Below are 20,739 nucleotides of genomic sequence, written 5' to 3' on the forward strand. Positions count from 1 at the left end.
ACTTATTATTTCTTTTTCGGGGCTAAGACCATTACGGCTTGACGACCTTCAAGTCTGCCGGGCGCTGATTCTACCACGGCAATCTCAGCTAAATCATTTTTAACACGCTCTAGCACGTCTAAACCAATTTCTTGGTGAGCCATTTCACGTCCGCGATAACGAACAGTTACTTTAGCTTTATCCCCATCTTCTAAAAAGCGAGTCAGGTTGCGTAGTTTTACCTGATAATCGCCTTCGTCTGTACCAGGACGGAATTTAACTTCCTTCACTTGTACAACTTTCTGCTTTTTCTTCTGCTCTTTTGCTGCTTTTTCTTTCTCGTAAATGAACTTACCATAGTTCATAATACGACAAACTGGTGGCTCAGCATTCGGGCTAATTTCAACTAAATCTAATTCAGCTTCTTCAGCTCTGGCTAGAGCATCTTGAATGGACACGATACCAATTTGTTCGCCATGTTGGTCAGTTAAACGAACTTCTTTTACGCGAATTTCATCATTAAGGCGATGTGCGCGATTTGTTTGAACACGTTTTACGGGTTTAATAGTACTATTCCTCTAGTAAATTTAACTTACGATCATACCGCTTGCAGAAGATATGATTTCTTACTTATACACCCTACCTAGATAGAGCAAAACGAGCCGTATTCTACTGATTTTTATTATTTCAATCAAGCCTAATTTGCGCCATCAAAATTCAATACTGGACTAATTTACATCCAAATTGAAAATTTCACTGCTCCAACCACCTTAAATCATCCACTCAGCTTACCACTATCACTACGTATTTTTCATATAATTGTCAAAATTATTACACTATGTTATGAATTCATCAAAAGGAAATTTACATGAAAAAAAGTCCATTAGCACTGTCTCTTTTATTATGCTCAAGCGCATTTGCTCAGGATATTGTAGTCTTTGGAGATAGTCTTAGTGATATCGGGCAAAATAATTGGGGACATAAAGCCAGTTATTCCATTAATGGAAAATCAAATCCTTTATATAATGAATTATTAGCCAAATTGCTAGGCAGTAATATTACTGCATCAACAAAAGGTGGAAAAAACTATGCCTATAGTGGCGGAGTGCTTTTAGCGACTAATAGTGCTAGATCTAGTCGGCAACCCAATATTTTACTCGATACTCAAGTTGATAATTATCTAGCTCATGGCGTCGATCCAAATGCATTACACATTATGTGGATGGGCGGTAATGATATTGCCGCCATCCTACAAACCGCTATTAGCAAAGAGAATCAAGCGGAACAATTGGCCTATATCCTAACATCAGCCCAACAACTTGCAGATGAAAATGCAAAACAGTGGAAAAAACTGACAACAAAGGGAATAAATACTGTTGTTATGCCAACCATTCCCAATGTGTTATACACCCCAGAATTTTTTAGTCAGTTTGGTAAAGCTGTCGCTCAAGGAATTAGAGATAAAGCCGATATACAACTTCAGCAACAGAACTTTATTGTTCGCTTGTTTGGTCAATTTGTGATTAATGCAATTCAATCACGTTTTGAAACCATTTTTAAAGAAGAACAAAGTAAACTACAAAATTCAACTCAAACACAATTTTCTGATTTTGATCGTGAACGCCAAGCTGCATTACATAATTCAGTAGAAAATTTATATGAAATATATGGCTCTCAATTAGCTGATTACATCACAAAAGAAGATGCGATTGCATTACTTGATTCAAAATATCAAGAAGTTACACAAAATGCAGAACAAGTTACAGCACTATTAAATACAACAATAACCAAAGAAATAAATCATGTCGGTGGTAATGTTGTACGACTTGATACAAATGGACTATTTAAAGAATTATTATCAAATCCAGCTGCTTATGGTTTATCTAATACTGTGGGTATGGCGTGTCCTGATGGCACTGTGAATTTAGATGATTTTACTCATTCATGTGATACAACTGATAATTCGTCTGACTCAATGATGTTTGCAGATAGCTTCCATCCAAATGTTTTAGTTCACAATGTCATGGCTGATTATATTTTCACAACGTTAAACTCCCCAAAAGAAATGAAAATATTAACCCGTTTAGCCAATCATAATGCAGAAAATGCGATGGATATCGCTCGACAAGAAAGCAATCGTAATCATTTTTTACGTCAAGATCCTAAAACGGTGAGTGCAATCTCTATTTATGAAAAGCAGAAAGAGAGTGAAAATCTCTATGTGGGTGCAAAAATCCAATTTAATCCAGAATGGCAATTCAGTGCGATATTTGGTCATCAACAACAAGATGGAAGCTATAAGTTAACCAATGCGAAGAGTAAAACAAAATTAGTGAATACTACATTACGTTATGATGCGAAACAATGGTGGTTAGGTTCAAGTGTACAAATCAGTATTGCTGATTATGATAGCCAACGTACAATAAAATTAGGTGGTGTTTCACATACTCACCAAGGTAAAAGTAGTGGTTCATCTATGCTAGCATCACTGTTTGGGGGATACGCATGGGATTGGGAAAATCATACACTTTCATCTACTCTCGATATGACATATTCACTAGATAAGATCGATCCTTTTGCTGAACGAGGAATGAAAGCAACTAGCCTTGCCTTCGATGAACAATCCCATCGTCAATTCAAAACAGGATTGGGACTGGAATATCGCTATAAAATTGCAAATTTCCAACCTTATCTATCCGCTCGTTGGGTTAATGAATGGTTACACAAAGATCAAACACTTCGTGTTGGGTTAAATGGAAGTAAATTTAATGTATTACTTGATCCAGAAGATCACTCATGGTTTGATTTGCAAGCCGGCATACAATGGCAAGCTCAAAGTCTTCCTCTGCAAATTTATGCAAGCTTAACGCAAGAAGTGGGGAGAACTCATAGCCTAGCAAAAACAAAAGCAAACTTAGGCATTCAGTATCAATTCTAGATAATTTCTAAGACAATATGTAAGACAATAAAAAGTTGCTATCGGTATCACCTTTAGCAACTTTTATTTTCATTAGTAAGCTACAAATGACTTACTGTCAAATTTACTCTTCACCAAACAATTTCAACTCACGTTGTCTTACTTGGTTTTTAAGCATTTCAGTAAATTCTTCAATAGTGAATGTACCTAGATCTTTACCTTTACGAGTACGCACTGCCACTTTGCCTGCTTCGATTTCTTTATCGCCACAAACAAGCATATAAGGTACACGACGTAAGGTATGTTCACGAATTTTAAAGCCGATTTTTTCGTTACGTAAATCAGATTTAACACGTAAACCTGCATCAGATAATGTTTTCACAACATTTTGTACATAGTCTGCTTGGCTGTCAGTAATATTCAACACAACAGCTTGTACTGGGGCTAACCATGCAGGGAAGAAACCTGCATATTCTTCTGTGATGATACCGATAAAGCGTTCTAGCGATCCTAAAATTGCTCGGTGGATCATTACTGGTGTCTTACGATCATTATCTTCTGCAACGTAAGATGCACTTAAACGTTCAGGTAAGAAGAAATCAAGCTGAATTGTGCCACATTGCCACGCACGATCTAAACTATCGTGTAAAGTAAACTCAATTTTAGGACCATAGAATGCCCCTTCACCCTCTTGAATTTCATACTCAAGTCCATTGTGAGTTAATGCAGCGGCTAAATCAGCTTCCGCTTTTGCCCACATTTCATCTGTACCAATGCTGTTTTCAGGACGAGTTGATAATTTCACTTTGATATTATCAAAGCCGAAAGTGCTGTAAATGTCATATACCATTTTGATACATGAAGTGACTTCATTTTCAACTTGTTCTGCTGTACAGAAAATATGAGCATCATCTTGAGTAAATCCACGCACACGCATGATACCGTGTAAAGAACCCGATGGCTCATTACGGTGACAAGAACCAAACTCCGCCATACGCAATGGTAAATCACGGTATGATTTTAAGCCTTGATTAAAGATTTGAATATGACCTGGGCAGTTCATCGGTTTAATCGCATATTCACGGTTTTCAGATGAAGTAGTAAACATCATCGCACCGTAATTTTGCCAGTGACCTGTTTTTTCCCAAAGCACTCTATCCATCATAAATGGACCTTTTACTTCTTGGTAATCATACTGTTTTAATTTAGTACGAACGAAAGTTTCAAGTTCACGGAAGATTGTCCAACCATCATTGTGCCAGAATACCATACCCGGTGCTTCTTCTTGTAGATGGAATAAATCTAATGCTTTACCAATTTTACGGTGGTCACGTTTTGCCGCTTCTTCTAAGCGAGTTAAGTATGCAGATAATTGTTTTTTATCCGCCCACGCTGTTCCGTAAATACGTTGCAACATTTTATTTTTGCTGTCACCACGCCAGTATGCACCCGCCACTTTTTGTAATTTAAAATGGTGACAGAAACGCATATTTGGGACGTGTGGACCACGACACATATCAATATATTCTTGGTGATGATAAAGTGCTGGGCTATCTGTTTTAGCAATATTTTCATCTAAAATTGCCATTTTGTACGGCTCGCCACGTTGCTCAAATACATCGTGGGCTTCTTGCCAAGTAACGCGTTTTTTAACAACGTCATAATTTGTATCTGCTAACTCGTGCATACGTTTTTCTAATGCATCAATATCTTCTTGAGTTAACGAACGATCAAGATCAACGTCATAATAGAAACCATTGTCAATCGTTGGACCAATTGCCATTTTAACGTTAGGGAAAAGTTGTTTGATTGCGTGCCCTAATAAGTGTGCGGTTGAGTGACGAATGATCTCTAAACCATCTTCATCTTTAGCTGTAATAATTTCAAGGGTTGCATCTTGATCGATAATATCTGAGGCATCACGGCGTTCGCCATTCACACGCCCTGCAATCGTTGCTTTAGCTAAACCAGCTCCAATACTTTGTGCAACTTCCATCACGGAAACAGGGTTTTCAAATTGGCGTTGAGAGCCATCAGGTAATGTAATAATTGGCATAATAAATTCCTTACAGTGGTAACCCATACGAGAGGTTACTTGTTATTAGTTTGAAAATTTTGCAAAAAAATGAAACGAAAAGACCGCTTCAAGCGGTCAGTTTAAGATGATTTTTTGCAATGATTGAGTACTTTACTCGCCCTCACAAATGGGCGGACGAAAAAGCGGGGAAGATTTTATCATAAAAATTAAAATACGTTCATACTTAAAATAATTTTGTACTATATAATAAACAAATAACTTCACTGTTTTAATTTTAACCAAAGCAAATAAGGAAACCTAAATGGATAGTACTCAGTTAGTAAATACTGTTAGCTCAGTCTTAGCAATGCCTGGTGTAAAAGTTAATCGTCGTGAATTTTTAAGTAAAACACTAAAAGTTGATAATGATAAAATCGCGCTATTGTTAGATAAAGGACCTATTGGGTCGGGGCTGTTCACTAGGGAAGAGATAGCAAAAATAGCTAAAAATCTTGGTAATAAACGGAACTGGCAAACATCATCATTATCTTTTGCATCAGGTATTCCTGGTGGTGTTGCAATGGCAGCAACAATACCAACAGATATATTACAATTTTTCAGTTTTACACTAAAAATAGCACAAGAAATTGCATATTTATATGATAGTAAAGATTTTTGGATTGATAAAAATACTATTGATGAAAAAGTTAAAAGTGAACTTATGCTATATCTAGGTACTATGTTCGGAGTAGGTGGCGCAGCAAGTAGTTTAAGATACATAAGTCAAGTAATGACTGAGAGATTAGTAACTGAGTTACCTAAACAGGCATTAACAAAAACAATCTGGTATCCTATTCTTAAAAATATTGGCCAATATGTCGGAATAAAAGTGACTAAAGATTCCGCCGTAAAAGGAATATCAAAGGTGGTTCCTATCCTTGGAGGAATTGTCTCTGGAGGCATAACATACTTTACCATAAACAAAATGAATAACCGTTTAATTACAGAATTAGATAAAAGAATAAATTATACTGATATCCAAAGACAATCTGATATTGAATCTATGAAAAAGGAAATGCCAGAAGTTTATGATGCTGTTTATGAAGAAATATTGGATCATCAATAAAATTGATTTTTTTTAATGCAAATCTCATATTATCCGTAAAATGATAGGCTCAATAAATAATCCTTATTGAGCCTTCAATTCTATTAATTAGATTTAAACTAATCTAAAACCTTACCTTTTAGTTCTGGCACTAAAAATACTGTTGCCAATATATCAAGCAAGTAAATCGCCGCAAGAAATGCTATAGCAACTTGGAAAGAATACAGTGAGACTAATGCACCTACAATCACAGGTCCAAATCCTCCAACTGCTCGCCCAATATTAAATAATACGTTTTGTGCTGTTGCTCTTGCTTCTGTTGGGTACGCCTCAGACATTAATGCGCCATAACCGCCCATCATTCCATTCACAAACATACCTAAGATTGCGCCCGCAAATAGCATATAATTTGCGTCTGTCAGTTGTGAATAAACAAGAATACTTACTACTGCCCCACCTTGGAATAAAAGGAAACTTGGTTTACGCCCAATTCTATCGGCTAACTGACCAAACAACCAAATACCCAACATCATTCCGCAAATGGTGAATGCCGTCCATAATCCTGATTTAGTTAAACTTAAACCAAGTTGATTAGAAAGGAAATTTGGCATCCAAATCATAATGCCATAGTAACCGAAGTTTTGAACGGAGGTTAAAACGACTACTCCCAAACTCACTTTTGCTGTGGCTTTATCTTTGACTAATAATTTGAATGAATTTAATGTTGAACGAGATTGAGATGATGGCTGAGAGAGCTTCTCTACTTGTCTTTTCACAAAGACTTCTGGTTCATGTAATCTTGAACGTAAATACCAAGCAACAAACGCAGGGAAAATACCAACAACAAACATACCTCGCCAACCAATTACTGGTAGTAAAAGTGGTGTTAATAAAGCAGCTGCTAGTACACCCAGTTGCCACCCTAATGCAACATAAGATGATGCTCTAGCTCTATGTTTAGCAGGCCATGCCTCTGCGGCTAATGCCATCCCAATACCAAACTCTCCACCTAAACCAATCCCTGCAATAGTCCGATATACTAACAAGTCCCAATAGCCTTGTGCTAACGCACATAAACCAGTGAAAACGGCAAATAAAACGATAGTCCAAGTAAGAACTCGAATACGTCCATATTTATCACTTAATGCACCAAAGACAATACCGCCAAAAACAGCACCGATAAGTGTCCAAGTAACGAGTGATCCTGATTGGGTGGGAGTTAATGCCAAATCTGCTGAAATTGCTGATAGCATAAAACCTAAGATAAGAAGATCGAATCCATCCATCGCATAGCCGACAACGGATCCTAATAAGGCTTTCCAGCCTTCTTTAGTAACTTTAGTGTTCATTTTGTATCCTTTTGCTACTCTCTGTTAGCCTATTAAAGTGAAATAAGATTTCTCCTCGAAGAAATCGGCGCATATTTTACTTAATTTTCAGCAAGAGAAAAGAAAAATCTATGTTCATTTCTATTCATCACTATCTCATATTTACCTTTTACTCAATTCCTCTAGCTATTTGCAATATAATGCAACTAAATGAACTATCTCCATTTAAAAAATCCTTAAATTACGCTATTCTATGCGGTAATTTTCTTATTCAAATTCCAAGGTTATAAAATATGCAACAACAATATAATCCAAGTGCGATTGAGCCTAAAGTACAAAAATACTGGGCTGAAAATAAAGTATTTAAAGCGATTAAAGACGAGTCGAAAGAAAAATATTACTGCTTGTCAATGTTCCCTTACCCATCAGGTCGTTTACACATGGGGCATGTGCGTAACTATACTATCGGCGATGTCATCTCTCGCTACCAACGTATGAATGGTAAAAATGTATTACAGCCAATGGGATGGGATGCGTTTGGATTACCTGCTGAAGGTGCTGCGATCAAACATAAAACAGCCCCTGCAAAATGGACTTACGAAAATATCGAATATATGAAAAATCAGCTCAAAATTTTGGGCTTTGGATTCGATTGGGATCGTGAGGTTACCACTTGTAAACCTGAATATTACAAATGGGAACAATGGTTCTTTACTGAGTTATATAAGAAAGGCTTAATTTATCGTAAGACGTCAACAGTAAACTGGTGTCCAAATGATGAAACCGTATTAGCTAATGAACAAGTACATGAAGGGTGTTGCTGGCGTTGTGACACACCAGTAGAACAACGTGAAATTCCACAATGGTTTATCAAGATTACTGACTATGCAGAACAGTTATTAGATGGATTAGATACGTTACCTAACTGGCCTGATCAAGTAAAAACTATGCAACGTAACTGGATTGGTCGTTCAGAAGGGGTGGAAATCACTTTTGATATTAAAGATTCTGATGAAAAACTACCTGTTTATACGACTCGCCCTGATACATTCTACGGAGTAAGTTACGTTGCAGTGGCTGCAGCTCATCCATTAGCAACCTTAGCTGCAAAAAATAATCCTGAACTGACCGCTTTCATCAATGAAGCAAAAAATACCAAAGTAGCGGAAGCAGAATTAGCCACAATGGAAAAGAAAGGGATGGCAACTGGCTTGTATGCGATTCATCCATTAACTAAACAAGAAGTCCCTGTTTGGGTAGCAAACTTTGTATTGATGCACTACGGAACAGGTGCGGTAATGGCAGTACCAGCACACGATCAACGTGACTTTGAGTTTGCTCAAAAATATGGTTTGCAAATTAAACAAGTGATCGCACCGCTTGATGATTCCGCTTGGGATTTTTCTCAATCAGCGTTTATTGAACACGGTAAGTTAATTAACTCAGCTGAATTTGATGGCTTAGATTTTGATAAAGCATTTAATGGTATTGCGGATAAATTAGAACAACTTGGCGTGGGTAAACGTCAAGTGAATTACCGCTTACGTGACTGGGGCGTTTCTCGCCAACGCTATTGGGGTTCACCAATTCCAATGCTTACATTAGAAAATGGCGATGTAGTACCTGTTCCAATGGAAGATTTACCGATTATCTTACCTGAAGATGTGGTAATGGACGGCGTGAAAAGCCCAATTAAAGCCGATCCTGAATGGGCAAAAACAACTTACCAAGGTCAGCCTGCATTGAAAGAAACAGATACTTTCGATACCTTTATGGAATCATCTTGGTATTACGCTCGCTACACTTCACCACAATATCAACAAGGTATGTTAGATAGTGATGAAGCAAACTATTGGTTACCAGTGGATCAATATATTGGTGGGATTGAACACGCAACAATGCACTTGCTTTACTTCCGTTTCTTCCACAAATTATTACGTGATGCGGGACTCGTAAGCAGTGATGAACCAAATGACAAATTACTCTGTCAGGGCATGGTATTAGCTGATGCGTTCTACTACACAAGCCCAACTAATGAGCGTATTTGGGTGTCACCAACAGAAGTAACTTTAGAAAAAGACGAAAAAGGCCGTATTGTTAAAGCCTTTGACAAAGAAGGTCGTGAGCTTATCCATAGCGGTATGACGAAGATGTCTAAATCTAAAAATAATGGTATCGATCCACAAGAAATGGTGGATAAATACGGTGCGGATACTGTGCGTCTATTTATGATGTTTGCGTCACCGGCAGAAATGACACTTGAATGGCAAGAGTCTGGTGTGGAAGGGGCAAAACGTTTCTTAGGTCGTTTATGGAATTTAGTATTTGAATACCAACAAGCGCCTGCAACTGTGGCATTAGATCCTTCATCACTTTCAAGTGAACAAAAAGCTTTACGTCGTGAAGTGCATAAAACGATTGCAAAAGTGAGTGATGATATTGGTCGTCGTCAAACTTTTAATACTGCGATTGCAGCGATTATGGAATTGATGAACAAACTGACTAAAGCACCGCTTGTTCAAGATCAAGATAAAGCAGTAATGGCAGAAGCATTGAGTGCAGTTGTACGTATGCTCTACCCTATTACTCCGCACGTTTGCTTTGAATTATGGCAAGCACTTGGTAACGAAACCACTATCGACTTCGCCCCTTGGGTACAAGCAGATGAATCTGCAATGGTTGAAGATGAAAAACTTGTCGTTGTTCAAGTAAATGGTAAAGTACGTGGTAAAGTCACTGTTTCAGCAAATGCAACTGAAGATGAAGTCAAAGCCGTTGCGTTAAATGATGAAAACGTCGCTAAACATTTAGATGGATTAAATATCATTAAAGTGATTTATATTCCATTCAAAATGTTAAGTTTTGTGGCAAAATAATCGTTCTCTGTTTTCCCTAGATCAGTAGAACTAGGGATACAAGCGGTAGTTTATTGGGAAAGTTTTGCAAAATTTTCCCATATATCCTACAAAATCAAAAGGAAAAACCATGTTTAAGAAGTGTACTTTTCTCCTCGTTTTTTTACTCACGGCTTGTGGCTGGCATTTTAAAACGAGTGAACGTTTCCCAGAAGAGTTACGCACACTACATTATGAAAGTTCAGATATGTACAGCGATATGTCTCGCGTATTACGTAATGAATTAGTATTGAGTGGCATAACCGTATTACCGAGTGAAGATAAGTCACCTGTCGCCACATTACGATTAAATTCAGCAGAAAATAGCTCTGCCGTTGCTTCTGTATTTAAACAGGCAAGAGAAGCTCAGAAAATTCTCAATATTACAGTTAAAGCAACGATGACTATTCCAGAAAAAGGTAGCTATCCTTTGGAAGTAACTGTGCATCGTACATTCTTTGATGACTCCCGTGCCGCCCTTGCAAAATCAGAGGAAAGGGATGTCATTATCAACCAAATGTATGAGCAAGCATCACGCCAATTACTTGTCAAAATGGCTGGATTACAGAAAGAATTATCTGAAAGTAAATAATTGATGATTCAACGTATTTTTTCGGAAGGATTAGATCTTGCCCTAGAGAAAGGCTTAAAACCTTTTTATCTGTTAAGTGGGCAAGATATTCTATTGGTGCTAGAAAGCAAAGATAAAATTATTGCTACGACACGCCAATATGAATTCGATGAAAAAATAGAAATCGCTGTAAATAATGAAACCAAGTGGGATGATCTTGCTGATCAATTACAATCGACGGGGTTATTTTCTAGCAAACAAATCTTCATTCTCAATTTTCCTGATAATCCAACCACAACGCATCAAAAGCAATTGATGAGTTTATTAGAACTTGCACATTCTGATGTACTGTTCATTCTACATTTTCCTAAATTAACCAAAGCGATGGAAAAGCAATCTTGGTTTTCAATAGTAGAAAATGATGGAATCCAGATTCAGTGCCAAACACCAGATATTACAAAATTACCTACCTGGTTGAAATACCGAGCGAAATCAATGCAAATACAATTGGATCAGGAAACCATTGATTTACTCTGCTATAGCTATGAAGGTAATCTACTTGCACTCAAGCAAACGCTGCAATTGCTACAGTTGCAATATCCCAATCAACTTATTACTTCAATCAAAGCAAAAGACGTTATTGCTCAATCTGCTCAATATACCCCATTTCAATGGATTGATGCCTTATTAGAAGGTAAAATTGCACGGGCAACCCATATCCTAAATCATTTAAAAAATGAAGAAGTACAACCCGTTGTATTGCTTAGAATTATTCAAAAAGAATTGATGATATTGCTCGAGATTACACGTTCTCCAATGGTAATCAATAGTAATGAACCCTTATTTAATCGTAATTTACGTACGGAATTTGACCGCTTGAAAGTGTGGCAAAATCGTCGCACCACCTATCAAAGTGCGGTACAACGATTAACTTATCGTAAACTCTACCAACAAATCCAAGCCCTTGCTGAACTCGAGAAACAAATTAAACAAGAATTTAGTGAGGAAATTTGGGCAAACTTAGAACATTTAGGCTTACTATTTACCTAACACCGCTATTCCACACTGTTTTAATAAATCAGCAGTTTCATACATTGGAAGTCCCATGACTCCTGTAAAACTGCCACTTAAATGACTAATAAAGCAACCACCAATTCCTTGAATACCATAAGAACCCGCTTTATCCATTGGTTGTCCTGTCGCAATATACGCATTAATTTCCTGATCGGAAAGTACCTTAAAGGTTACCTCACTGGTTTGTACACAGCTGTATTGTTGTTCTCCATCACTGACACAAACCGCGGTAAATACTTGATGAGTTTTACCTGATAACCTTTTCAGCATCGAGTAAGCCTCATCCTTATCTTTAGGTTTACCTAAAATCATCTGATCGATAGATACCGTTGTATCAGCGGTCAATATTGGAAAATTTGCTAAATTTTTTGCTGATCTAACCGCTTGTGCAGCCTTATTTTTCTCGATAGCAACTCGCAAACAGTATGCTTTAGCCTCTTCATTAGGATAAGGCGTTTCATCTATCTCACTTTGTAGTGAATGCAAGTCTAATCCTAATTGTTGTAAAAGCTCCCAACGTCTAGGGCTATTTGAAGCGAGGTAAATTGGTTTCATTAGCTATCCTTTATTTAGCTGACTATTTACGCACTAAGCGATACAAGCGACTTAATATTGAAACAGGCAATAAACGAGGAATAGCTCGACATAAGAATACAGCCATACCAGAAACATAATTCTGAACACCTAATCTCCGTTTTAATTCGAATAATCGCCATTCAGCCTTTGCTTGAGCAACACCTTGACGACGTCCAACCATCCCATTCCCTACTCTTGCATAGACGAGAGTATCTTCCAAATTTGCGACTTTTTTACCTGAGGACACCAGTTTAATCCATAAATAGTAGTCTTCTTGTAAATCCTCATACCCACCACAAGCTAAAACTTCACTTTTCTGATAAGCAATCGTCATATGATTAAATGGGCAACGTATTTTCGTAAATTCAATAATTTCATTGTGGGTGGTCGGCACTTGGCGATGCCCAACAACGTCATTAACATTTTGTCCAAATTCGGTAATTTGTCCTCCAACTACAATGGTATCAGGGTTCGCTTCAATAAAAGCAACCTGTTTAGCAAAACGATCGGGTAAACAGATATCATCGGTATCCATCCTAAAGACCCATTCATTACGACAATGCAATAGCCCTTCATTTAAGGCTTTACCTAATCCTCTATTTTGAGGAAGTCGAATAATCACAAGCGGTAAGATCGTCGAAAAATTTTGCACAACTTGTTCTAATTCATCGGTCAATTTACCATCAAAAACAAGTACAATTTCATCAGCGGGTAATGTTTGAGCTTGCAAACTTTCAAAACATTCGATTAAATATTGTGGGTTTTCCTTAAAGTATAAAGACATTAAAACCGAAAATTTCATTAAATAAACCTTTTTATATTGATCGCTAACTTCGGCGAAATTAGTGTAATTATCATAATCGCTAAATATTTAATATTTTTACTGTGTTTAAACAATTCAAAATAATATTTTGCCGCTTTTCTGGATAAATTCATTGCATAAGGAAATGCTAACATATACAACGAATTGAGCTGAAAGTTCTCAGCTTGTTCAGGCGTTCTCACAAATTTTTGTTTGATTTTTAAAATCGCTTGTTCCGTATTAGTATTATTGGTCGATACACTTGAGCGTTTAGTATGAAAAGTACATTTGGTCAGTGCTTGAGGTAAATACAATGGGGAAAAAGTGGGATCAGTAATCGCTTTCAAAACAAAATCATAATCTTCCAACGACAATAGATCCGTTGAAAGTCCGTTTAATTTCTGAAAAAACGACTTTTTCACCGCCAACATTGGCATTCCACCAATTTTATTGGCTTTTAAGATATTTTCTAAAGTTAATTGAGCTGTATCTGCATAGGGATGCGTTAAGTAAGAAAACCCTTCATTCACCATTTCACATTGAGCTGGATGATAAATAAAGTTAATCCTTTCATTGCTTAGAATCGCTTGCTCAACCACTTCACATTTTTCATTTGTAAAACGATCATCATCATCGAGGAAAAGCAACCAGTCATACTGAGCGGCTGCGACACCAATATTGCGACTTTCAGCTGCTCCTTTATTTGCTTGATTACGGACTAAGGTAACAGTAAATGGATAATCCTGCGTGATTTCTACTGGCTCAACAGAATTATCATCCACAATCACGACTTCAAAATTAAAGCGAGTTTGATAGGTTAAGCTTTGCAATAAAGCGGTAACTTCACCCTTTCGGTTATAAGAAGGCACTATAATACTTAACATTTACTTTATTCCTTCCCTTTAAATAAGATAAGTTGCTTGCCTGCATTGCCAAATAAAGATAAAAACATGAGTAATACCATCATAATTCCAGGGAATGCGTAAGTATCGGCTTTCACATTGAGTACACTTAGAATAAAGAGCGTAGATAAAATAAACTTCCAACTACCCTCAAACCAATTTTGTGCAATACGGAAAACAAAATAAGCGGTAAAAGCAAAACACACGATCAAATAACCTATTCCACCATACAACACTTGGCGAATAAAGCCAGAATCTGTTCTGCCATAGTATCCCCCTTCAGGTGCATAGTAATAACCATCGCCGAATAGAATTTGTTTTAACTCTGGTACAAATAAATGTTGTTGTACTAAAGTTTCTGTAGATGAACTAATTCGTCCCGTACCATGAATAATATTAATTAAAGGTTCTAAAGCATGAGCAACATATTTATGTTCTGGATAATTAAAAGCTAAAAATAGACAAACTCCACCAAATACTAGCAATGAAGGAATGTATCGCCATTTAAAATAGACAAGAATACTCACCACCGATAATGCTAAAAATGTTCTGCCTGAGATCAATCCAATAAAAAGCAATAAAAATAAGAAAACACTATTCATCGTATTATGTTTTGCATTATAAGCGAGTAAGAAATGAAGTAGCATTAAGTAAAAAATACTTAATTGGAAAAATGCCGATGAGGTCAAATTATATAAGCGATATTCTTGTTCAGAACCATAAAAACGCGGTAAGACAATATTGGTGGATAAAGCAAAATCGATCATAAAAGGAATACCAAGCAATGCTAAAAAACCAATGATTGCTTGTACACTGATCCCAATTTTAAAATCGCTAATCAATTTTTCTGAGGATTGATTAATATAAAATGCATTATAAATTGCCACCCCCAATCCAAACAAAATAAGCCCTTTGATATACATTAAGGCAACAGAAAAATCAGCGGTTTTATAAATTAAGGCGGGAATAATACTGATGACAATTAACCCCAACACAACACCTAAGCTATCAACAGGAACAATAAAGCCTTGTCTAAAATCCCCTTTTAGCTTTTTATAAAGTAGCCAACAACCTGTAACTATACCAACAAAAAATGCCATTCTAAAAAAATGGAATAGCCAAGGATCATAAATATAAAATAAATTCACTAATGCTGACATATTACTATCCTGATAACTTCAAATTACGCTTGATCGCCAGTAATTTTTTAAATGGATATTTGATTAACTTTTTGATGAGATTATTAGACACTGAACCTCTGATTGATTCTAAGTTACTGTTTAATTTTGGATTTTCAATTGCCATCAATGGACGCACATATTGAATATCTAAGCCGAATTTATCACCAAAGAGAATAAAATCATCCGCTAGCCAATAAGGTTTATTACCCATTTCCTCAATAAATTTTCTCGCCACCGATTTCTTAATCAAATAAGCCACTGTACCTGCAAAATAGTTTTTATAAGGGTAAACCACATTAAAGTAACATCCATCCATTCTCTGTTGCAGGAATTGATAGGTTGTTGGATAATTGATTTCCAGTTCTAGATGATTAAAATCGGTAATCTTCGATTGTCCAACTAAAACTAAGTCGGCTGATATGCCTTGCTGAATAAGTTTTGTGAGTTGAGCCTGAAAATCGTGATTAAATAATGCATCATCTTCACAAATTAAGCAGAAATCATTATCCGCAATACTTTCATCATCAATAATCTGTTGATACACACCTAAATGGCTTAGCGTGCATCCCACTTCACCTTTTGTCACTGCTCTAGCGTATTTTTGCAAAAAATATTCACAATCAAACCGCTTACTGAGACTATCCAAATCATCATTCATCGTATTAAATGCAGAAAAAACTTGAAAATCTCTTGTATCAGGTTGTGCAAAAAATAATTCTCTACGATGTGTATCTTTATCTAATGAAATTAAATATTTTTTCATCTTATTCTCTAATATCAATAATATTAATCCCTACTTTTTTAAGTAATTCATAACTCTCAATAAAAGCAGGCTCATCCGTATCTATTCTAAGTGAAGTTACCTCTATATTTTCATTGTGATAAACATTAAGTACCGCACTACTAAAATAGGTATAGATTTTACATTTTTTATTTTTTACAACCTGAGATAAATAATCCTCTAGAATAAGTGGTGTATCAATATATTCAACCTGACTTAATTGATACTGCTCTCTTGGATGAGGAAAATAATATTGAATATTAAATTTTTTAATAACACTCTCTGCTAACTTTATATTTTTTTCATTCTCTAAAAAGGCAGGTTGCCCAAGTAAGATAGAAACTGACTCAACATTGCTTGATGAAGATAAAGATGAAAAAAGATCAATATTGATTGTATTACTAATAATGTTAGGAAAATCTGGATAGATCGTATAATGAGCCTCAGATAATGATTTAAGAATTTCTACACTATATTTATTATGTAACACTCGATTTATAGTTCGACGAATAAATGTTTTCGGTTCATCTTTATAATAAACACTTGAAGGCACAATATTTGCTGTACCATCATCAAAGGTATAAAAATGCTGAAAACTGATTGAACTAAGCAAAAACTGAATCTGAATATCATTAATACTTGCAACAAATACTCGCTGAAAATTTTTACGGTAAAATCGATACTTTAATTCGATAATTTCTTTAAGAAGATTAAAGCGATCAGTATGTTGATGTAATGAAAAAAACTGATTACATTTAGCTTGTAATTTCTCTGAGTAATGTTGATATTTCTCATTATCAACGGGATAAATCATCACACCATAAAACTTTTCATTAGGATAAAGCTCAATAATCCTTTCAGCAATCAGCACATGTAATGGGGTATAACATATTATAATATTCATTCCATTCCTCCTACTTTGCCAACTCGAGCAGTCATAAAATATAAAATAGGAATAATAGAAAGTGAGCCTAAAATACCTGCGTAAGGAATATACTCAATTTTGGTATAAGTTAATCCCACCAAGCTAACTAAATAAATGACAGTGGATAAAACCGAGCAAACAGAGATAAATTTATTTTTCCCATAATAAAACAAGTAATTAACTAAAATAAAATAAGGGATTGTCATCGCTACCGATAGCAAGAAAAGCACCATATAGTATTTTGCCCCTACAAATTGATCACTTAATAACCACGCCACAACAGATTCAGGAACGAGCCACATTAAAATTGCAGGTATAGGCACAATGATAAAAGAGAGTAATGCCCATCTATGTACGTCTTTCACATTGATCTTTTTCTGTTTCAAGGCATCAAAAAAATACGGAATACTCGCTTTATTTACCGCTTGTAGAAGAATCATCAATATAGCTGCAATTTGGGCTCCCATCGCATATAAGCCTAAATCTGCTTCATTAAATTTATGAAAGATAAAGATTCGATCTAACTGCCCTTTTAGGAATAAACTGGAATTATGCAAAATAAGAGGCACACCAAATCCTAATAAATAGAATAATGCGGACTTATATTGTTTTAGGGAAAAGAATGTTGTTTTGACTTTTTTTCTATACAGTAAATAACTTCCCACAAAAACCGTAACATTTCCCAATAAAATTGCAATCAAACGCTTTTCAACTAAATCTGTATCAAATATTTCGAGTAGTAAAATAGTGAAAACTACAGCTGTTATACTTGAGAAAAATTGAATCACTGTATAAGGAATAGCTTGTTTCTGGCATTGCCGAATACTGAGCTGAACACCTAAAAAAGATTGAAAAACAGCAGATAATGCAACATACAGTAGGATTTCATTATTAAAAAACCAACAAACGAGCAAAACGACTATTCCCATAAAAATGGTATAGGTATAACCAGTAGATACCACTAAATCAAGGGAACGTTTTCCATACACATAAAAATAACGGGTAATAGCCCCTTCCTGACTTAACCCTACAATAATAAAAAATAAAACGGTAAATGTTTGGTAATAAGAAAGCTCACCAAAGCCCTCAACGCCAAGCTTACGAGATAGATAAGGTAAGAGTAGAAATGGCATTGATCGAGAGGCTAATTCACCGATTAAGTAAATAAAGCTATCCTTAACTACTTTCATTACATCTCTTTCTCGATTAAACTTTCTACCAAAATAAACGTGTCATCAGAACTAACAATAATCTCATCGAACATATTGACCTCTTTAGTAACTAATACCACTCAACTAAGAAATACCGCCAACTAACTGTAAATTTTTATCTTTAATTCCTTTTGAGCCTGCTCGTGCAGGAATAATTGCAATATATTTCATTAAACTGACCGCTTATATGATTTTATAAAGGTTGCTATTCTAATTTCAAAGGCTAACTTAAACAACAGGGAAGGGCAATAATAGACAATATAATCTGAATGATGAATAATACTATTTTCTATTTATCTCTTGTAACAATATGTTTGAACTTACAAAAATCATTACAACTGTTGTTTTGTCACCTTTCAATGTCCTAATTTTATGGATAATCTCGCTGATCCTATCAGCATTGAAATATAAAAAACTAAGCTATTTTACTACTTTTCTTGGAATATTTATTCTATACGCTTTTAGTATTCCCTATACTTCTCAAAAATTACATGACTCCCTTGTTACCGAAGATAATCTGACTTTGGATGATTATAAATCAGCGCAAGCGATTGTATTACTGGGTGGTGGGTTGCGTGATAGCAAAGAACTCTTTTCAAAATTAGCGATTAGTGAAGTGGCTCTTGAAAGAGTGCGTTATGCTGCTTACTTGCAGAAAGAAACTCAGTTACCTCTCTTGATTACAGGCAGTAGTCCAAATGGCACATCAGAAGCGGCAGTTATGGCTAGAGAGCTTAATATGTTCTTTAATATCCCAACCACATGGCTTGAAGAAAAAGCTAAAACAACAAAAGAAAATGCTGAATTCAGTCATCAAATATTAGCAAAAGAAAACATGAATAAAATTATTGTGGTAACAAATCAATGGCATATGCAGAGGGCAAAATTTTTATTTGAGCGAGAAGGATTTGAGGTTTTACCCGCGAGCGTTGGTGCTGGTATTACACCCGCAACCTATGGCTTAAATATGATGTATTTCATCCCACAATCGGGGGCATTACACAGCAATATGCTAGCCGTCAAAGAATGGCTAGGATATTGGAAAGAAAAGTGGTAAAAATAAAAACACCCAGTTTAATGAAATAAAATAAGCATTAAACTGGGTATAATTTCTACAAAATTAGAATTTCACAGGCGTTGCTGTTTTTTCTAACACTTCAAGTAATTCACTGATATTTTTCTTACCTTGAGTTTTTAACCATTCACGCGCAGCATCTACGCCTTTTTCTTTATAGGTTTCTGCTGCCCCTGCCCAAGTTGCACGACCACATAATACGCCGTTAAATTGGCTACCCGCTTCTTTAGCGAACTTCAATGTATCTTGGAATAATTTCGCTGAAACACCCGCACTTAAGAAAATAAATGGTAATGGAGTTGCTTCGCTTTGTTGTCTAAAGAATGCTTTTGCTTCTTCTTGAGTATAAAGCACTTCGCCCTCAGCAAATCCTTCAACATAATTCATTGCGACAGGCACTTCTACTTTAAGCACATCAACACCAAAACGTGGATCTGCGAAGAATTTCATTGCTTCAATCACTTTGCGAGGTTTCACTTTCGCATTGTAAACTTTATCTTCATTACTTCCGTCGTAAGCGATAATTTCTAAAAAGAGTGGAAGCTCTTCCATTTTACATTCAGAACCAACACGCTCAACAAATGCAGCTTTACGATCATTAATTTCTTTTGGTTCATCAATATCAAAATAAATTAATAATTTAACCGCTTCCGCCCCTTTTTCTTTTAAACGTAAGACAGACACGTCATCAATTAAATCAGGGAAACGTCCAACGATTGTTTTATCGTAACCTGTTTTTTCATAAGCCATAATCAAACCGCAATTCTCATCACGTTTTTTAGAGGCTGGCCAACCAAATTCTGGATCTAACAAAATAGATGAGGCATAAGGCGTTAATTCTTGTGAAATAAGCACTTTAAACTCACTCACTTGTTCAGGAGTAATATCATCGCCCATCATTCGACGTAACGCACCACGTTGGTCGATAGCCAGTGCAGCAATAATGCCATCTTTCGTTGAGAGTTTTTTTAAGAAATCTTTTTTAGCCATTAGTTACTCCTTATTCATCATCATCTGAAGCTAAATTCTTTAATTGATACGCAACATCGTAAATTTGCTCTTTGGCATTATCTAGCAAGCCTTCTGTACCTTCTTCGCTGACATAGCTAATCACCATTGGCAAATTCATACCGCTATATAAGCCTGATAATTGACTTAAATAACGCATCGCAATGTTACAAGGTGTACCACCCATAATGTCACAGAACACAACAATCTCGCCTGTCGCTTTAGCTAACGCTTGCTCAAATTTTTGTTGGAAATCTTCTGTCCCTTCGTGCGGGTATAGACAGACCGTTTGAGCATTTTCAATCTCACCCAAAATCATTTCTGCGGTTTCCAATAATCCTTCGGCAAATTCACCGTGGCTGATTAAAATTAAACTCATCATTTGCTCCTATT

The 20,739-nt window shown here is 36.0% G+C and carries 18 protein-coding genes and 1 pseudogene; 6 read left to right on the forward strand and 13 right to left on the reverse strand.

The annotated features are described in order from the left end of the window. Positions 1-5: 5 nt before the first annotated feature. On the reverse strand, positions 6-545 hold the full coding sequence (gene infC, locus A6A10_RS06360; RefSeq protein ID WP_121120857.1) for a translation initiation factor IF-3: 540 nt from the start codon (positions 543-545) through the stop codon (positions 6-8). Between the two features lie 302 nt (positions 546-847). On the opposite strand from infC, the gene A6A10_RS06365 reads away from it, so the two are divergent. Beyond that, complete coding sequence (locus A6A10_RS06365) at positions 848-2,917, forward strand: autotransporter domain-containing protein (protein WP_121120855.1); 2,070 nt, start codon at positions 848-850, stop codon at positions 2,915-2,917. A gap of 103 nt (positions 2,918-3,020) precedes the next feature. Here the strand turns inward: A6A10_RS06365 and thrS are convergent, their stop codons facing one another. Then, positions 3,021-4,952 carry a threonine--tRNA ligase gene (thrS, locus tag A6A10_RS06370; RefSeq protein ID WP_121120853.1) on the reverse strand — a complete coding sequence of 644 codons (1,932 nt, stop codon included), beginning with the start codon at positions 4,950-4,952 and terminating at the stop codon, positions 3,021-3,023. A 283-nt stretch (positions 4,953-5,235) separates the two neighbouring features. Between thrS and A6A10_RS06375 the strand changes: the two genes are divergently transcribed. Continuing rightward, positions 5,236-6,039, forward strand: coding sequence for a bacteriochlorophyll 4-vinyl reductase (locus tag A6A10_RS06375; RefSeq protein ID WP_121120851.1), 804 nt, complete (start codon positions 5,236-5,238; stop codon positions 6,037-6,039). A 98-nt stretch (positions 6,040-6,137) separates the two neighbouring features. Here the strand turns inward: A6A10_RS06375 and A6A10_RS06380 are convergent, their stop codons facing one another. Next, on the reverse strand, positions 6,138-7,367 hold the full coding sequence (locus tag A6A10_RS06380; RefSeq protein WP_121120849.1) for an MFS transporter: 1,230 nt from the start codon (positions 7,365-7,367) through the stop codon (positions 6,138-6,140). Positions 7,368-7,639: 272 nt separating this feature from the next. On the opposite strand from A6A10_RS06380, the gene leuS reads away from it, so the two are divergent. The 3 genes from leuS to holA all read left to right on the forward strand — a co-directional run bounded on the left by leuS (position 7,640) and on the right by holA (position 11,861). Continuing rightward, a complete protein-coding gene (gene leuS / locus A6A10_RS06385; RefSeq protein ID WP_121120847.1) occupies positions 7,640-10,222 on the forward strand; it encodes a leucine--tRNA ligase in 2,583 nt (860 codons plus the stop codon). 109 nt (positions 10,223-10,331) lie between these two features. Continuing rightward, positions 10,332-10,832: an LPS-assembly lipoprotein LptE gene (locus tag A6A10_RS06390; RefSeq protein WP_121120845.1), complete on the forward strand. Its 501-nt coding sequence runs from the start codon at positions 10,332-10,334 to the stop codon at positions 10,830-10,832. A 6-nt stretch (positions 10,833-10,838) separates the two neighbouring features. Beyond that, positions 10,839-11,861 carry a DNA polymerase III subunit delta gene (gene holA / locus A6A10_RS06395; RefSeq protein ID WP_121122239.1) on the forward strand — a complete coding sequence of 341 codons (1,023 nt, stop codon included), beginning with the start codon at positions 10,839-10,841 and terminating at the stop codon, positions 11,859-11,861. On the opposite strand, the gene A6A10_RS06400 is transcribed toward holA, so the two are convergent. The 8 genes and pseudogenes from A6A10_RS06400 to A6A10_RS06435 form a co-directional block, all read right to left on the reverse strand. Then, positions 11,850-12,440: a Maf family protein gene (locus tag A6A10_RS06400; protein ID WP_121120843.1), complete on the reverse strand. Its 591-nt coding sequence runs from the start codon at positions 12,438-12,440 to the stop codon at positions 11,850-11,852. The genes holA and A6A10_RS06400 overlap by 12 nt on opposite strands. A 22-nt stretch (positions 12,441-12,462) precedes the next feature. Continuing rightward, positions 12,463-13,263: a glycosyltransferase family 2 protein gene (locus A6A10_RS06405; protein ID WP_121120841.1), complete on the reverse strand. Its 801-nt coding sequence runs from the start codon at positions 13,261-13,263 to the stop codon at positions 12,463-12,465. Next, positions 13,263-14,147, reverse strand: coding sequence for a glycosyltransferase family 2 protein (locus A6A10_RS06410; RefSeq protein ID WP_121120839.1), 885 nt, complete (start codon positions 14,145-14,147; stop codon positions 13,263-13,265). Before A6A10_RS06410 ends, A6A10_RS06405 begins: the two co-directional genes overlap by 1 nt. Before the next feature lie 5 nt (positions 14,148-14,152). Beyond that, positions 14,153-15,325 (reverse strand): hypothetical protein, encoded by a 1,173-nt coding sequence (locus tag A6A10_RS06415; protein WP_121120837.1) that lies wholly within the window; start codon positions 15,323-15,325, stop codon positions 14,153-14,155. A gap of 4 nt (positions 15,326-15,329) precedes the next feature. Continuing rightward, on the reverse strand, positions 15,330-16,109 hold the full coding sequence (locus A6A10_RS06420) for a glycosyltransferase family 25 protein (protein WP_121120835.1): 780 nt from the start codon (positions 16,107-16,109) through the stop codon (positions 15,330-15,332). 1 nt (position 16,110) lies between these two features. After that, entirely contained in the window at positions 16,111-17,031 is a 921-nt protein-coding gene (locus A6A10_RS06425) for a glycosyltransferase family 52 (protein WP_121120834.1), read from the reverse strand. Continuing rightward, entirely contained in the window at positions 17,028-18,242 is a 1,215-nt protein-coding gene (locus A6A10_RS06430; RefSeq protein WP_121120832.1) for a flippase, read from the reverse strand. The genes A6A10_RS06425 and A6A10_RS06430 overlap by 4 nt, the downstream gene beginning before the upstream one ends. A gap of 20 nt (positions 18,243-18,262) precedes the next feature. Further along, positions 18,263-18,434, reverse strand: a pseudogene (locus tag A6A10_RS06435) (cytidylyltransferase domain-containing protein); the annotation flags it as partial. A gap of 139 nt (positions 18,435-18,573) precedes the next feature. Here A6A10_RS06435 and A6A10_RS06440 point away from each other — a divergent pair. Continuing rightward, on the forward strand, positions 18,574-19,320 hold the full coding sequence (locus tag A6A10_RS06440) for a YdcF family protein (RefSeq protein ID WP_121120830.1): 747 nt from the start codon (positions 18,574-18,576) through the stop codon (positions 19,318-19,320). A 63-nt stretch (positions 19,321-19,383) separates the two neighbouring features. Here A6A10_RS06440 and lacD read toward each other — a convergent pair whose 3' ends face one another. Together lacD and A6A10_RS06450 are read right to left on the reverse strand one after the other, a co-directional pair. Continuing rightward, on the reverse strand, positions 19,384-20,328 hold the full coding sequence (gene lacD, locus A6A10_RS06445) for a tagatose-bisphosphate aldolase (protein WP_121120828.1): 945 nt from the start codon (positions 20,326-20,328) through the stop codon (positions 19,384-19,386). A 10-nt stretch (positions 20,329-20,338) separates the two neighbouring features. Further along, positions 20,339-20,728 carry a PTS sugar transporter subunit IIA gene (locus tag A6A10_RS06450; RefSeq protein ID WP_229583598.1) on the reverse strand — a complete coding sequence of 130 codons (390 nt, stop codon included), beginning with the start codon at positions 20,726-20,728 and terminating at the stop codon, positions 20,339-20,341. Positions 20,729-20,739: the final 11 nt, after the last annotated feature.

This window comes from Otariodibacter oris (assembly GCF_009684715.1).
Lineage (GTDB): Bacteria > Pseudomonadota > Gammaproteobacteria > Enterobacterales > Pasteurellaceae > Otariodibacter > Otariodibacter oris.

What these genes read in the sequence shown, in the direction of transcription:
- A6A10_RS06365 (WP_121120855.1), top strand. Translation starts at nt 848, where the DNA reads ATGAAAAAAAGTCCATTAGCACTGTCTCTTTTATTATGCTCAAGCGCA.
- thrS (WP_121120853.1), bottom strand. Translation starts at nt 4,952, where the DNA reads ATGCCAATTATTACATTACCTGATGGCTCTCAACGCCAATTTGAAAAC.
- A6A10_RS06375 (WP_121120851.1), top strand. Translation starts at nt 5,236, where the DNA reads ATGGATAGTACTCAGTTAGTAAATACTGTTAGCTCAGTCTTAGCAATG.
- A6A10_RS06380 (WP_121120849.1), bottom strand. Translation starts at nt 7,367, where the DNA reads ATGAACACTAAAGTTACTAAAGAAGGCTGGAAAGCCTTATTAGGATCC.
- leuS (WP_121120847.1), top strand. Translation starts at nt 7,640, where the DNA reads ATGCAACAACAATATAATCCAAGTGCGATTGAGCCTAAAGTACAAAAA.
- A6A10_RS06390 (WP_121120845.1), top strand. Translation starts at nt 10,332, where the DNA reads ATGTTTAAGAAGTGTACTTTTCTCCTCGTTTTTTTACTCACGGCTTGT.
- A6A10_RS06400 (WP_121120843.1), bottom strand. Translation starts at nt 12,440, where the DNA reads ATGAAACCAATTTACCTCGCTTCAAATAGCCCTAGACGTTGGGAGCTT.
- A6A10_RS06405 (WP_121120841.1), bottom strand. Translation starts at nt 13,263, where the DNA reads ATGAAATTTTCGGTTTTAATGTCTTTATACTTTAAGGAAAACCCACAA.
- A6A10_RS06410 (WP_121120839.1), bottom strand. Translation starts at nt 14,147, where the DNA reads ATGTTAAGTATTATAGTGCCTTCTTATAACCGAAAGGGTGAAGTTACC.
- A6A10_RS06415 (WP_121120837.1), bottom strand. Translation starts at nt 15,325, where the DNA reads ATGTCAGCATTAGTGAATTTATTTTATATTTATGATCCTTGGCTATTC.
- A6A10_RS06420 (WP_121120835.1), bottom strand. Translation starts at nt 16,109, where the DNA reads ATGAAAAAATATTTAATTTCATTAGATAAAGATACACATCGTAGAGAA.
- A6A10_RS06425 (WP_121120834.1), bottom strand. Translation starts at nt 17,031, where the DNA reads ATGAATATTATAATATGTTATACCCCATTACATGTGCTGATTGCTGAA.
- A6A10_RS06430 (WP_121120832.1), bottom strand. Translation starts at nt 18,242, where the DNA reads ATGAAAGTAGTTAAGGATAGCTTTATTTACTTAATCGGTGAATTAGCC.
- A6A10_RS06440 (WP_121120830.1), top strand. Translation starts at nt 18,574, where the DNA reads ATGTTTGAACTTACAAAAATCATTACAACTGTTGTTTTGTCACCTTTC.
- lacD (WP_121120828.1), bottom strand. Translation starts at nt 20,328, where the DNA reads ATGGCTAAAAAAGATTTCTTAAAAAAACTCTCAACGAAAGATGGCATT.
- A6A10_RS06450 (WP_229583598.1), bottom strand. Translation starts at nt 20,728, where the DNA reads ATGATGAGTTTAATTTTAATCAGCCACGGTGAATTTGCCGAAGGATTA.